This is a genomic window from Pseudomonas sp. AF03-9, assembly GCF_020515815.1.
In the GTDB taxonomy this organism is placed as follows: Bacteria; Pseudomonadota; Gammaproteobacteria; order Pseudomonadales; family Pseudomonadaceae; genus Aquipseudomonas.
Window position 1 is genome coordinate 152875 of the sequence record NZ_JAHPJF010000006.1, and the last position, 12607, is coordinate 165481.

Genomic DNA, 12607 nt, shown 5'->3' on the forward strand with positions numbered 1-12607 from the left:
ACTAAATCATGGGATTCGAGTCCAACCTCGCACGATCGCCCACGCATTGCACACTTTTTATCCAAGGCCTGCCGCTATGAAAAAAGCCCTGTTTGTTCTCTCTGCCGTCGCCCTGCTCGCCGCTTGCGGCCAGGAAGCCAAGGACGCGCCCAAACCGGCGCCCGCCTCCGTGCAAGCGACCCTGGTGCCGGCCACCCCGCCCACCGACCAGTGGGTCGGCAAGTGGGTCGGCGTCGAAGGCCTGTACCTGACCATCGCCAAGGACGACAGCGTCGGCCGCGGGCATTACCTCATCACCATGCAATACGGCCTCGACGCCGGCGACTCCGGCACCTTCAAAGGTGAAGCCGCCGAAGACGGCATCGCCTTCACCCGCCCGGACGGCCCGCAATTGCTGCGCGCCGGCGACGGTGCCGCCACTGGCCTCAAGTGGCTGGCAGATAAAAAGGACTGCCTAGTCGTGGCGAGTGGCGAAGGCTACTGCCGCCAATAACGTCCATACTCCAACGAACTTGCCACAGTAAAGTTTCAACTTATAAAAGGCTTATCGAGAGGATTGCCCCCATGCTATGGAAAAAAGGCCGACGCAGCGACAACGTGGTGGACGCCCGCGATGACAGTGGCGGCGGCGGTGGCGGCATGCGCTTTGGTGGCGGCAAGGGCCTGAGCCTGACCGCGATTGTGCTGATCGTCGGCATCGGCTGGCTGACCGGCCAGGACCCGTTGCAGATCCTCGGCCAACTCACCGGGCAGATGGAGCAGGCGCCGTCGGTCAGCACCCAGACGCGCCAGGCACCGGCGGCCAATGACGAACAGGCCGACTTTGTCCGCGCCGTGCTCGGCGATACCGAAGACACCTGGGCCCAGGTGTTCCAGGAAAACGGCCTGACCTACAAGAACCCGAAACTGATCCTGTTCCGTGGCCGGGTGAATTCGGCCTGCGGCGGCGCCACCTCGGCCAGCGGCCCGTTCTATTGCCCGGCCGACCAGCAGGTCTACCTGGACCTGGATTTCTTCCGCGAAATGTCGCAACGCTTCCAGGCCGCCGGCGACTTCGCCCAGGCCTACGTGATCGCCCACGAAGTCGGGCACCACGTGCAGACGTTGCTCGGCATCTCGGCCAAGATCCAGACGGCCCGCCAACAAGGCCGGCAGATGCAGGGCGACGGCGGCCTGCTGGTGCGCCAGGAACTGCAAGCCGACTGCTTCGCCGGCGTGTGGGCCAACCGTGCGCAAAAACGCTTGAACTGGCTGGAGCCCGGCGACATCGACGAAGCCCTGAACGCCGCCAACGCCATCGGCGACGACCGTTTGCAGCAACAGGGCCAAGGCCGCGTAGTACCGGACTCGTTCACCCACGGCACCTCGGCGCAACGCGTGCGCTGGTTCAAGACCGGCTTCGCCCAGGGCCAGATCACTCAATGCGATACCTTTTCCGCCAAGAGTCTCTAAATGAATAAACGACTGGCATTGCTGCTGGGTCTGTTCGTCAGCTGTTCAACGTTCGCCGCTGGGCACGACATCAAGGACAGCGACCTCGATCGTTTCCCACTCAAGGCCGGGGATCTCAGCCTGGGCTTGAGCCAGGACTGGCGCCAGCCGCTGCCAAACGTCACCCGCGCGCTGATCATCGTGCATGGCCGCCTGCGCGATGCCGCGGCCTATCTGCAAAGTGGCGAGCAGGCCGCCGAGAATGCCGGGCAAGCCACCCACACCCTGGTGATTGCACCGCGCTTTCTGACGGAGGCGGATGCGCGGCACGAGCATCTGGACAAGCGGATACTGCGCTGGACCGACAACGGCTGGATGGCCGGCGAACCGTCCACCGGCCCGGGCCCGATCAGTTCCTATGGCGCCCTCGACCAGATCATCAAGCACCTGGGCAACCGCAAGCTGTTCCCAGCGCTCAAGGAAATCGTGGTGGCTGGGCACTCCGGCGGTGGCCAGGTGATACAGCGTTTTGCCCTCACCAGCCACGATCATCCCAAGCTGCAAAGCGAAGGCATCGGCCTGCGGTATGTGGTGGCGAATCCTTCGTCCTACGCCTACTTCAGCCCACAGCGGCCGGTGCCGTTCGATGCCGCCAGTTGCCCAGGCTTCAACGACTGGAAATACGGCATGCAGAACCTGCCGGCCTATGCCAAAGGCCGCAGCGTCGAACAGCTGGAGCAGGCTTACGTGTCACGTGACGTCACGTACCTGCTGGGCCAGCAGGACATCGACCCGAAGCATCACGCGCTGGATATAGGCTGCGAGGCACAAACCCAGGGCGCGTATCGGTTGATTCGTGGGCACAATTATTTCGACTACCTCAAGCAGCGGCATCCGCAGTTGCGTCATACGCTGGTGGAAGTGCCCGGTGTCGGGCATAACGGCGATGGGATGTTTACGTCGCCGCAGGGGCAGAAGGTGTTGTTCACGCAATAAAACTGTGGGAGCGGGCTTGCCCGCGAAAGCGGTGGGTCAGTCGATCGATGTATAGCTGACACACCGTATTCGCGAGCAAGCCCGCTCCCACACGAGCCAGCTCCCACAGTTGATCTTCATTGTCTGTGTTAGATCATCCGGCGCAAGGCCGCGCAGTCCTCGGCATGCCAATCGGCAAGTTCCGGCCACGGGTTCTGCGCCAGGTTGACCAACACCGTCCGCGCCCCCGCCGCCCGACCGCACTCCAGGTCAAAGCGATAATCGCCGACCATCACCATTGTGCTCGGCGCCACATCCCACGCCGCCGCCAGTTTCAGCAAGCCATCCGGGTCCGGCTTGGGCTGCGCATCATCACGCCCCAATACGTCCTCGACGGCAAAGCAGTCCGCCAAACCAATCGCCTCCAGGGTGATGTGCGCCAGTTCCCGCGCATTGCGGGTCAGGATGCCCAGGCGATAACCGCGCCCGGCCAGTTCACGCACCAGTTCCACTGCGCCCTCGGCCGCGACCGAACCCAGGGCCAGCTCGCGCTCATGTTCCAGCAACCACCCATGCTTGGCCGCCGCGAGGTCCTTGGGCAGGGCAGCCAGGTGCGTGAGGATGTCGTCCTGCGCAGGAATCTCCAGGGCCTGGCGGATCGCCGCAAAGTCATGCACGGCCACCGTCAGGGTGCCGTCCATGTCGAACACCCAGTGCTTGATGTGCGACAGGCTCACGTCCAATCCTTGCGATGGCGGATCAAGCCTTCCTGCGTTACCGAAGCCACCAATTGCCCCGCGCGGTTGTACACGCTGCCACGGGAGAACCCACGGGAATTACCGGCCCACGGGCTGTCCATGGCGTAGAGCAACCAGTCATCGGCGCGCAGGTCGGCGTGGAACCACAGCGCGTGGTCGAGGCTGGCGACCTGCATGTCTTTCTGCCACACGGTCTTGCCATGGGGCAGCAACGAGGTGGTCAGCAAGCCGAAGTCCGAGGCGTAGGCCAGCAGGTATTTGTGCAGCGCAGGCGTGTCGGCCAACGCGCCGTCGGCACGAAACCACACGTACTTGACCGGGTCGGACGGCTGCGGGTTGAACGGGTCTTTTTCGGTGACCGGGCGCACTTCGATCGGCTTGGGGCACAGCAGCTTGTCGCGCATATGCTCGGGGATCAGGTGCGCGCGTTGCTGGGTCAGCTCCAGCTCCGACGGCAGGTTTTCCGGGCCGACCACCACGGGCATGATGCTCTGGTGTGCGAAGCCCTCTTCGTCGTACTGGAACGAGGCGCTGCAGGTGAAGATCGGGTTGCCCTTCTGGATCGCGGTGACCCGGCGCGTGCTGAAACTGCCGCCATCGCGCACACGGTCGACCGAATACACAACCGGCAATGCTGCATCACCGGGACGCAGGAAATAGCCGTGCAATGAGTGCACATGCCGCGCTTCTTCTACGGTCTGGCTGGCCGCCGACAGCGACTGGCCGAGCACCTGGCCGCCGAACAGTTGACGAAAACCCAGGTCCTGACTGCGGCCGCGAAAGAGGTTTTCCTCGATCGGCTCCAGGGTCAGCAAGTCCACCAGATCTTCCAATACTTGGCTCATAGAGCAACTCCTACAATCTATGGGGCATTCCGGTCTGCTTATCCGTGCAGCGTGTCCAACCATTGGGCGCGGGTGATGCGGTACAACACATGATGGCGCAGCGGGTCATCGGCTGCGACCTTGGGGTGTGCAAAATCTGCCAGGGGATCGTAATGCATACCGATGGCCTGCATGACTTTTTGTGATGGCATGTTGGCTTCGGTGGTAAAGGCGACAACTTCATCCAGCTGCAAGCGATCGAAGCCGCAGCGCAACGCCGTCCACGCCGCTTCGCTGGCGTAGCCCAGGCCCCAATGTTCGCGGGCCAGGCGCCAGCCGATTTCCACCGCCGGGGTGAAGTCGGCGTCAAAGCTGACATGCTGCAAGCCGGTCAAGCCGATGAACTCGCCGCTGTCCTTGCGCTGCAAGGCCCACAGGCCGAAGCCATATTCGGCGAAGTGGCCACGAATGCGGCCGATCAATGCGGCGCTTTCCAGGTGGCTCAGCCTGGCCGGGAAATAGCGCATCACCTGTGGGTCGGCGCACATGCGCGCAAACTCCGGCAGGTCGCTGTCGCGCCATTGGCGCAGCACCAGGCGCGCACTTTCCAGTTCGAGTATCGGCTCCATGGGTCCCCTCCCTTGCCATGTGCGTGAGTGTACAACGCGGGTAAGATCCGTCGCAGGTTCCCGTCAGATAATCCCATGCCTTTACCACTGATCTACCACGATGATTACAGCCCCGAGTTCCCGGCGGACCACCGCTTCCCCATGGACAAGTTCCGCCTGTTGCGTGACCACTTGGTGTCCAGCGGGTTGACCGAGGACAGCCAACTGCTGCGCCCGCAACTGTGCCCACCCGAGATCCTGGCGCTGGCCCATGACCCCGGCTACATCGAACGCTACATGGGCGGTGAACTGTCCCGCGAAGACCAGCGCCGCCTCGGCCTGCCGTGGAACGAAGCCCTGGCGCGGCGTACCGTGCGGGCGGTGGGCGGCTCGATCCTCGCCGCCGAACAGGCGCTGGAACACGGGCTCGCCTGCCACCTGGCGGGCGGCACGCACCACGCCCACTACGATTACCCGGCGGGCTTTTGCATCTTCAACGACCTGGCGGTGATCAGCCATTACCTGCTCGCCAGCGGCCGGGTCAATCGCGTGCTGATCTTCGACTGCGACGTGCACCAGGGCGACGGCACCGCACGCATCCTCCATGACACACCGGAGGCCATCACCGTGTCGCTGCACTGCGAAAAGAACTTCCCCGCACGCAAGGCCCAGAGCGACTGGGACATCCCGCTGCCCATGGGCATGGGCGACGGCGACTACCTCAAGGTGGTGGACGATGCGCTCAATTACCTGCTGCCGCTCTACCAGCCGGACCTGGTGCTGTACGACGCCGGCGTCGACGTGCACAAGGACGACGCCCTCGGCTACCTCAAGCTGACAGACCAAGGCGTCGCCGCCCGCGATGAAAGCGTGATGCGCCACTGCCTGGGCCGCGACATCCCGGTGATGGGCGTGATCGGCGGCGGCTACAGCAAGGACCGCCCTGCCCTGGCCCGCCGCCACGGCATCCTGCACCACAGCGCACAACGGGTGTGGACGTCATCAGGTTGTCATTGAGTTGTGCGCGTTACCCACAATGCCTGTGGAACGGCCTGTGGATAACTTGAGCGTAAGCACCTAAGAGTCAATATCTGTAAGGCCTGTAGGAAGCTGTACATTTTTTGATCAGGCGTTTGCGCTGTCCTCGGGTAGAATGCTCGGCCTGTTTATCCGACCGTAGCCCTCGCCATGCCCCAGACCGCACCCCAACACGTCACCATCATCGGCGGCGGCCCCGCCGGGCTGATGGCCGCCGAAGTCTTGAGCCAGGCGGGGCTGCGCGTGGACCTGTACGACGGCATGCCGTCGGTGGGGCGCAAATTCCTGCTGGCCGGTGTTGGCGGCATGAACATCACCCACTCCGAAGCCTACCCGGCGTTTCTGTCGCGCTACGCCGAACGAGCGCCGTACATCGCCCCGCTGCTGCGTGGGTTTGGCGCCGAAGCATTGTGCGAATGGATACATGGGTTGGGTATCGAAACCTTTGTCGGCACCTCCGGCCGGGTGTTTCCTACCGACATGAAAGCCGCCCCCCTACTGCGCGCCTGGCTCAAGCGCCTGCGCGACCAGGGCGTGGTTATCCACACCCGGCACCGTTGGACCGGCTGGAATGCCCACGGCGATTTACTTATCCACAGTCCCGACGGCGAAAAAACCGTGCGCGGCGATGCGGTACTGTTGGCCCTCGGCGGTGGCAGTTGGTCGCGCCTGGGTTCCGACGGTACGTGGCTCAAGCTGCTGGAAGGCAAAGGCGTGCCCTGCGCCCCGCTGCAAGCGAGCAACTGCGGCTTCGAGGTGTCAGCCTGGAGCGAGTTGATGGTCAGCAAATTCGCCGGTGCGCCGTTGAAAAACGTCGCCATCGGCTTGGGCGACGACAAACCCCGGCTGGGGGAATGCGTGATCACCGCCGCCGGTATCGAAGGCAGTTTGATCTACGCGTTGTCGGCGCCGATTCGCGAGGCGATCAATACAACCGGTTCGGCCACCGTGAATATCGACCTGTTGCCGAGCAAGCCTGTGGATAAGGTTCAAGCTGCATTGGCCAAGCCCCGTGGTTCGCGCTCGATGAGCAAACACTTGCACAGCCAGTTGGGGCTGGATGGCGTGAAAGCGGCGTTATTACGCGAGTTGGCGCCCGCCGAACACTTCAACGATCCGGCGCAGCTGGCCGCCGCCATCAAGGCCCTGCCGCTGACCCTGGTGAAAACCCGGCCGATGGACGAAGCGATCAGCACCGCCGGCGGCGTGCCGTTCGAAGCGCTGGATGAGCGCTTGATGCTCAAGCAATTGCCAGGCGTATTTTGTGCCGGAGAGATGCTGGACTGGGAAGCGCCGACGGGCGGGTATTTGCTGACGGGGTGTTTTGCCAGCGGGCGAGCGGCTGGGCGGGGGATGGTGGAGTGGCTTAAACGCTGAGAATTGGATTCAAAGCCCTCTTCGCGAGCAAGCCCGCTCCCACATTTTGACCGCATGTTCATGTCGAAACTCGGTCGAGTGTGGGAGCGGGCTTGCTCGCGAAGGGGCCATCAGCCACAGCGCAAAATCACTTCTTCTTACGCGGCCCGGTATTAAACACAGGTACCTTGCGCACCGGCTTGATCGAAGGCTCGGCCGGCGCCGCGTCACCACTGTCCACCCACTTGCCCAGGTTGCGCTTGCCGCCACCACCGGAAGTTTTAGGTTTCTTCGGCTTTTTCGGTTTCTTCACCACCTGGCCGCTGGCATCGGTGTCCGGCACACGGTGCTCCGGTTCAAAGTCCGGCTCCATCTTGCGGGTCAACGTCTGACGCGTGAGCATCTCGATGGCCGACAGCATGTTCACTTCATCGGCACACACCAGGGAAATCGCCTCGCCGGTGTTGCCCGCACGCCCGGTGCGGCCGATGCGGTGGATGTAGTCCTCGGCCACGATCGGCAGGTCGAAATTGACCACCAGCGGCAGGTCTTCGATGTCCAGGCCACGGGCTGCCACGTCGGTGGCCACCAGGATCTGCACTTCGCTGGCCTTGAAGCGGTCCAGCGCACGCTGGCGGGTCGCCTGCGGCTTGTCGCCGTGGATGCCATCGGCGTTGATGCCCAGGCCCTGCAACTTGTCCACCAGCGCGTCCACGCCGTTACGGGTCTTGGCGAACACCAGCACCTGTTTCCAGCGACCCTTGCGCATCAAGTGCACAAACAACTCCGGCTTGCGCTTCTTGTCCACCGGCACAACCCACTGCTTCACGGTGTTGGCGGCAACGTTGCGCGGGCTGACTTCGATGCTTAGCGGGTCGTTGAGCATCTGCCCGGCGAGCAGGCGGATATCATCGGAGAAGGTCGCGGAGAACAGCAGCGTCTGGCGCTTTTTCGGCAGCATGCGGTAGATGTTCGCCAGCTCTTCCGAGAAGCCCAGGTCGAGCATGCGGTCGGCTTCGTCCAGCACCAGGGTTTGCAGCTGATTAAGCTTCAGCGCGTTCTGGCGGAACAGGTCGATCAGGCGGCCAGGGGTGGCGACCAGGATGTCGACGCCCTTGCGCAGCTTCATCATCTGCGGATTGATGCTCACACCGCCGTACACCGCGTAAGTGGTCAGCGGCAGATTTTGCGCATATTCGGCGACGCTGGCGTGCACCTGCTCGGCCAGCTCGCGGGTCGGGCACAGGATCAGTGCACGCGCCGAGTTGGCGGCGACTTTCGGCCCTTCCATGGTCAGCAGTTGCAGCAGCGGCAGGGCGAAACCGGCGGTCTTGCCGGTGCCGGTCTGGGCCGCAGCCATCAGGTCGCGACCGGCCAATACCGCCGGAATGGCTTGCGCCTGCACCGGCGTCGGGGTCTGGTAGCCGAGCGTCTCAAGGGCGCGCAGCAAGGGTTCGATCAGGCCAAGGGAGGCGAAAGTCATGTAGTTACCGTAGGAAAATTCAGCGCAAGCACGCAATGCGCCGCAGTTTACCTTATTTCCGGCTTGGGCTTGCGCCACTGGGGCAGGCTGATCAGCAGGACGGCACTGATGATTACCAGCATCGCCAGGGCTTCCTCCATGCCGATGGTCTCGCCGACGAACACAATCCCGAGCAACACCGCCACCGCCGGGTTCACATAGGCATAACTGGTCGCCGCTGCCGGACGGACGTGCTTGAGCAGGTACATATAGGCGTTGAAGGCGATGATCGAGCCGAACACGGCCAGGTACGCCAGGGCCAGCCAGCCTTCGACGGGAGGCATGGCGTGCAGGCGTTCGCCGGTGAGTGCGCTGCCGATCAGCAGCGTTACGCCCGCCACCAACATCTCCGCCGCACTGGCCATCGCGCCCTGGGGCAGCGGCAAGCGCCGGCTCCACACCGAACCGAACGCCCACGAAGCGGCGGCAAACAGCAGCAACGCAGCGCCCATCGGGCTCGATTGCAAGGTGCTGCCCATATTGAGCATGGCGATACCGGCAATCCCCAGGATCACACCCGCCCACTCCAGACGGGTATTACGCGCACCCCAGAAATATCCACAGAGCAAAGTAAACAACGGCACCGTCGCCACCGCCAGCGCGGCCACCCCGGACGACACCCCGGAATGTTCGGCCAACGTCACCGCGCCGTTGCCGAAGGTCAGCAGCAAAATGCCGATCTTCGCGCACGCCTTCCACTGCTCCCACGTCGGCGCCGGCACCCCGCGCCAGCGCAGGAAGCCATACATCACCGCCCCCGCCGCCAAAAAGCGAATCCCGCCGAGCATCAGTGGCGGCCAGTACTCCACGCCGATGCGGATCACCAGGTAGGTGGACCCCCAAATCACATACAAGGCAAAAAAGGCGGCGATCAACGGTAAGGGAAAGCGACGTGGGCCAGGCATTGGGTGGCTCTATGGCAGGAGATGGGATGCTTATTCTAAAAAGGCAGGCCCTTAAACTTAAGTTACAAAACCTGTTTAAACCGACCATACACTTTTCAAAGCATGGTTGTGAGGGCTATAACCCATGCTTTCGAAAGCCACCCAGCATTGGAGCCTTATCATGGACAAATACGACCGCATGCTCCTCAGCGCCCTGCTCGCCGACGGCCGTGCGTCCTACGCGCAACTGGCGCGCACAGTAAACCTCTCGGCCCCGGCCGTGGCTGAGCGGGTGGCCAAGTTGGAGGCCAGCGGGGTGATCACGGGGTATCAGGCCAAGGTGGATCTGTCCAAGGTCGGCTTGCCGATTCAGTGTGTGATTGAACTGCGGTTGACCAACCACGGCAGCCAGAAGGTGTACGACGCCCTGGCGGAAATCCCCGAGCTGACGGAGTGCCACCGGGTGACGGGCGACCCGTGCGTGATCATGCAAGCGGCGGTGGGTTCTATGCCGGAGCTGGAGAACCTGATCAACCGGGTGGCGAAGTTCGGGTTCAGCAAGACGTCGATCATCTTGTCCAGCGCGATAGAGCGGCGGGTGCCGTTGGCGCAGTTGGAGAGCAATGGGAAAAATGGCGGCTGACTCCGATCGTTCCCACGCTCTGCGTGGGAATGCAGCCCTGGACGCTCTGCGTCGATTCTTGAAGTCGTGACGCGGAGCGTCACAGGAGGCATTCCCACGCGGAGCGTGGGAACGATGAACAGGCCAGCTCCCACAGTTGGAATGCATTCAACTGTGGGAGCTGGCTTGCCTGCGATGACGTCAGTTGCCTCACAGCGGACTTGAGCGCTGTTCAATCAGATCGACAACCTGCTTGATCGTGGTGATGTGATCCCAATCTTCCTGAGTCGCATGCAGGTTGAATTGCCACTTGATCTGCATGATGAAACAGGTCAGGTCGTCATCGATGATCTTGAAGTCATGGATGAAGTCCGTTTGCTCCGACACCTGGCTTCGGTCGATAAAGCCAATGATTTCGACGAACAGCTGAATGACCCTTTCGCTGATCTGGGCTCTGGTGAGACTACCTTCCATTTCTTGCCTCATAGGCGCACTTAGACAAGCGTGATAGTTAAGTCACAGGTCAAAGTTTTATGCGGATTGAGACAGGAACCAGAAGGGTCTGACGGCACCATCAGACTTAACCTACCGATAGCTCTAAAATCGGCTCAAAGGCCCGGAATTTCAATGGCCAGCAAGACCGATCTCTTTCATTTGAGGGATGTTTCCTAGAGAATTCCACGGCCTTGTTTACGTCGGATCAGGTAGATAGTCTCGCCCAGTCATCGAATATTCGGTGAACGGACGTGCAAGTCCGATGGCAAGAAGGCTCATAAATCAACCTACAGCTTGACGCTCAGCTTCCAGGCTCTGCGCTTGCCCGTTATGGCAGCTGTGCGTGGGAGACCTTCGGGTCTGCTGGGTTTTCGCTTCTTGCCCCGGTCTTGCACACCTACGCACAGTTGCCACCCTATTCGCGTGCAAGCGGACGGTGGCAGCTTCTTCCTTAGCAAGAGGTGTTTACCATGGTCAAAGTCACCCCCGATCCACCCAGCTTTCTCAGCGAAGACGCCCTGCTCCACCGCCGAGCCATCGACTACTACCTCAAAGCCTCCGCCCCGGATGCGCCGAACTTCATTCTGAACGACAACCTGAGTTTCGAAGACGCCCTCGCCCATGCGGCGGATTTGCTGCATTGCGCGGTAGAGACAGCACACTCATCGGCAGAATCAATGAATGTGCAGCAGCGGGCAGTGATGCATCTGGTGGAGATGGCGAAGGTGGTCGTGGATCAGACGCTGGATTGCACACAGTCTCGATGAACGACACATGACCCCTGTGGGAGCGGGCTTGCCCGCGAAGGCGGTGTGTCAGTCAATATTTCCGGCGACTGATCCACCGCTTTCGCGAGCAAGCCCGCTCCCACACAAGCCCGTTCCCACATTTGGATCTTTGGGGTTCTTGGGATTGTGGTGAGGTTAGAGCGCGCGATGTTTTTTGAGGTGTTCGGTGATTTTTGCCGCCGGGACTTTCTGCAAGCTGCACAGCAAGTCATGGGACAGTTCGCGCAAGCCATGCGTCCCGCGCAGTTCCTGCGCCAGGTGCGCCGTAAGGTTGGCCGCCATTTCTGCGTCCGCCATCGCCCGGTGAGCCTTGCCGGTGTGGGGCAACTGGGCGAACGCATTCAGGGTGCCGAGTTTGTGGTTCGGCGCCGAGGGCATCAAGCGCCGCGCCAGCAGCAGCGAGCAGGCAAACTTCTGCAGGCGGGTGCGGCGGATCAGGCCCAGCTCGAAGTCCCAGAACTTCTGGTCGAACGCGGCGTTGTGCGCCAGCAGCGGGGTGGTGCCGACGAACTCGTTGACCTCGTTCATCACCCGCTCGGCCGGCGGCGCGCTGCGCAGCATGGCGTTGCTGATGCCGGTGAGTTGTTCGATGAACGCGGGCACGTGCACGCCGGTTTTCATCAGGCTCTGGTAGCGGTCCACGATCTGACCACGCTCAAGGATGACCACGGCGATTTCCGTGGCGCGGCACTGGCTGCTCGGGCTGATGCCGGTGGTTTCAAAGTCGATGACCGCTATACGTTCCAAACCTGTTCCAACTCCGTTCCACAATTTATTTGAGCAGCAGCGCGCCTTCGATCGGCACGTAGCGGCTGGCCGCACGTATCAACGAGTTGGCCGTCAGCCCCGGCACGCCGTAGGCCACGGCTTCGACGCCATGCTTGTTGATGATGCGTTCGAGCAGCATGTCGAAGTCCCCGTCACCGGAAGCCAGCACGATTTCGTCGACGTGGTCCGCGGCGTCCATGATGTCGAGGGTGATGCCCACGTCCCAGTCGCCCTTGGCCGAGCCGTCGCTGCGCTGGATGTACGGCTTGAGTTTTACCGTAAAGCCCAGGTTGCGCAGGATCTGCTGGAACTGCTGCTGCTTGCTGTCGCCACGGTCGATGGCATAGGCGTACGCCTCGACGATCTGCCCGCGGGCGCTGATGTCAGCCCACAAGGCGGCGTAGTTGAAGTGGCAGCCATACGCTTGGCGCACGGTGTAGTAGAGGTTTTGTACATCGGCGAACACTGCAATTTTCTTCACCGCACTTCCCCATGACAGCCACTTGGATGCCGGACGCGCACGTCCGCAAAGGCGCCA

General features: G+C 62.2%; 15 protein-coding genes. 7 read left to right on the plus strand and 8 right to left on the minus strand.

Features of this window, described 5'->3' with window-relative positions; translation table 11 throughout:
* The first annotated feature begins 76 nt into the window (after window positions 1–76).
* The 3 genes from LIY36_RS11725 (at window position 77) to LIY36_RS11735 (ending at window position 2427) form a co-directional block, all read left to right on the plus strand.
* On the plus strand, window positions 77–493 hold the full coding sequence (locus LIY36_RS11725) for a hypothetical protein (protein ID WP_226455777.1): 417 nt from the start codon (window positions 77–79) through the stop codon (window positions 491–493).
* A gap of 71 nt (window positions 494–564) precedes the next feature.
* Entirely contained in the window at window positions 565–1452 is an 888-nt protein-coding gene (gene ypfJ, locus LIY36_RS11730) for a KPN_02809 family neutral zinc metallopeptidase (RefSeq protein ID WP_226455778.1), read from the plus strand.
* The gene (locus LIY36_RS11735; RefSeq protein WP_226455779.1) at window positions 1453–2427 is read left to right on the plus strand and encodes an alpha/beta hydrolase; all 975 of its coding nucleotides are present in this window, start codon (window positions 1453–1455) and stop codon (window positions 2425–2427) included. It abuts the gene before it with no gap.
* 128 nt (window positions 2428–2555) lie between these two features.
* Here LIY36_RS11735 and LIY36_RS11740 read toward each other — a convergent pair whose 3' ends face one another.
* The 3 genes from LIY36_RS11740 to LIY36_RS11750 are packed head-to-tail and all read right to left on the minus strand — an operon-like array spanning window position 2556 to window position 4617.
* Window positions 2556–3143: an HAD family hydrolase gene (locus LIY36_RS11740; RefSeq protein WP_226455780.1), complete on the minus strand. Its 588-nt coding sequence runs from the start codon at window positions 3141–3143 to the stop codon at window positions 2556–2558.
* Window positions 3140–4009, minus strand: a complete 870-nt coding sequence (gene tesB, locus LIY36_RS11745; RefSeq protein WP_226455781.1) for an acyl-CoA thioesterase II — start codon at window positions 4007–4009, stop codon at window positions 3140–3142. The genes LIY36_RS11740 and tesB overlap by 4 nt, the downstream gene beginning before the upstream one ends.
* Window positions 4010–4047: 38 nt before the next feature.
* Complete coding sequence (locus LIY36_RS11750; RefSeq protein WP_226455782.1) at window positions 4048–4617, minus strand: GNAT family N-acetyltransferase; 570 nt, start codon at window positions 4615–4617, stop codon at window positions 4048–4050.
* A gap of 75 nt (window positions 4618–4692) precedes the next feature.
* Here LIY36_RS11750 and LIY36_RS11755 point away from each other — a divergent pair, with 75 nt between their 5' ends.
* Window positions 4693–5613 carry a histone deacetylase family protein gene (locus LIY36_RS11755; RefSeq protein WP_226455783.1) on the plus strand — a complete coding sequence of 307 codons (921 nt, stop codon included), beginning with the start codon at window positions 4693–4695 and terminating at the stop codon, window positions 5611–5613.
* A gap of 171 nt (window positions 5614–5784) precedes the next feature.
* Entirely contained in the window at window positions 5785–7011 is a 1227-nt protein-coding gene (locus tag LIY36_RS11760) for a TIGR03862 family flavoprotein (protein WP_226455784.1), read from the plus strand.
* 127 nt (window positions 7012–7138) lie between these two features.
* Here LIY36_RS11760 and LIY36_RS11765 read toward each other — a convergent pair whose 3' ends face one another.
* Together LIY36_RS11765 and yedA are read right to left on the minus strand one after the other, a co-directional pair.
* Entirely contained in the window at window positions 7139–8473 is a 1335-nt protein-coding gene (locus tag LIY36_RS11765; RefSeq protein WP_226455785.1) for a DEAD/DEAH box helicase, read from the minus strand.
* A gap of 47 nt (window positions 8474–8520) precedes the next feature.
* Window positions 8521–9417 (minus strand): drug/metabolite exporter YedA, encoded by an 897-nt coding sequence (gene yedA, locus LIY36_RS11770; RefSeq protein WP_226455786.1) that lies wholly within the window; start codon window positions 9415–9417, stop codon window positions 8521–8523.
* Window positions 9418–9577: 160 nt separating this feature from the next.
* Here yedA and LIY36_RS11775 point away from each other — a divergent pair, with 160 nt between their 5' ends.
* Window positions 9578–10039, plus strand: a complete 462-nt coding sequence (locus LIY36_RS11775) for an Lrp/AsnC family transcriptional regulator (protein ID WP_192299002.1) — start codon at window positions 9578–9580, stop codon at window positions 10037–10039.
* 189 nt (window positions 10040–10228) lie between these two features.
* On the opposite strand, the gene LIY36_RS11780 is transcribed toward LIY36_RS11775, so the two are convergent.
* Window positions 10229–10492 carry an acyl carrier protein gene (locus tag LIY36_RS11780; RefSeq protein WP_226455787.1) on the minus strand — a complete coding sequence of 88 codons (264 nt, stop codon included), beginning with the start codon at window positions 10490–10492 and terminating at the stop codon, window positions 10229–10231.
* Between the two features lie 491 nt (window positions 10493–10983).
* Here LIY36_RS11780 and LIY36_RS11785 point away from each other — a divergent pair, with 491 nt between their 5' ends.
* The gene (locus LIY36_RS11785) at window positions 10984–11280 is read left to right on the plus strand and encodes a DUF6124 family protein (protein WP_226455788.1); all 297 of its coding nucleotides are present in this window, start codon (window positions 10984–10986) and stop codon (window positions 11278–11280) included.
* 156 nt (window positions 11281–11436) lie between these two features.
* On the opposite strand, the gene LIY36_RS11790 is transcribed toward LIY36_RS11785, so the two are convergent.
* Window positions 11437–12048 carry a 3'-5' exonuclease gene (locus LIY36_RS11790; protein WP_226455789.1) on the minus strand — a complete coding sequence of 204 codons (612 nt, stop codon included), beginning with the start codon at window positions 12046–12048 and terminating at the stop codon, window positions 11437–11439.
* 25 nt (window positions 12049–12073) lie between these two features.
* A complete protein-coding gene (locus tag LIY36_RS11795; protein WP_192299005.1) occupies window positions 12074–12550 on the minus strand; it encodes a LabA-like NYN domain-containing protein in 477 nt (158 codons plus the stop codon).
* Between the last annotated feature and the right edge of the window lie 57 nt (window positions 12551–12607).

Bases quoted from the DNA above. Each gene is read 5' to 3' on its own strand.
- LIY36_RS11755 (WP_226455783.1), top strand. From the start codon at position 4,693: ATGCCTTTACCACTGATCTACCACGATGATTACAGCCCCGAGTTCCCG.
- LIY36_RS11725 (WP_226455777.1), top strand. From the start codon at position 77: ATGAAAAAAGCCCTGTTTGTTCTCTCTGCCGTCGCCCTGCTCGCCGCT.
- LIY36_RS11750 (WP_226455782.1), bottom strand. From the start codon at position 4,617: ATGGAGCCGATACTCGAACTGGAAAGTGCGCGCCTGGTGCTGCGCCAA.
- LIY36_RS11780 (WP_226455787.1), bottom strand. From the start codon at position 10,492: ATGGAAGGTAGTCTCACCAGAGCCCAGATCAGCGAAAGGGTCATTCAG.
- LIY36_RS11785 (WP_226455788.1), top strand. From the start codon at position 10,984: ATGGTCAAAGTCACCCCCGATCCACCCAGCTTTCTCAGCGAAGACGCC.
- ypfJ (WP_226455778.1), top strand. From the start codon at position 565: ATGCTATGGAAAAAAGGCCGACGCAGCGACAACGTGGTGGACGCCCGC.
- tesB (WP_226455781.1), bottom strand. From the start codon at position 4,009: ATGAGCCAAGTATTGGAAGATCTGGTGGACTTGCTGACCCTGGAGCCG.
- LIY36_RS11735 (WP_226455779.1), top strand. From the start codon at position 1,453: ATGAATAAACGACTGGCATTGCTGCTGGGTCTGTTCGTCAGCTGTTCA.
- LIY36_RS11765 (WP_226455785.1), bottom strand. From the start codon at position 8,473: ATGACTTTCGCCTCCCTTGGCCTGATCGAACCCTTGCTGCGCGCCCTT.
- LIY36_RS11760 (WP_226455784.1), top strand. From the start codon at position 5,785: ATGCCCCAGACCGCACCCCAACACGTCACCATCATCGGCGGCGGCCCC.
- LIY36_RS11775 (WP_192299002.1), top strand. From the start codon at position 9,578: ATGGACAAATACGACCGCATGCTCCTCAGCGCCCTGCTCGCCGACGGC.
- yedA (WP_226455786.1), bottom strand. From the start codon at position 9,417: ATGCCTGGCCCACGTCGCTTTCCCTTACCGTTGATCGCCGCCTTTTTT.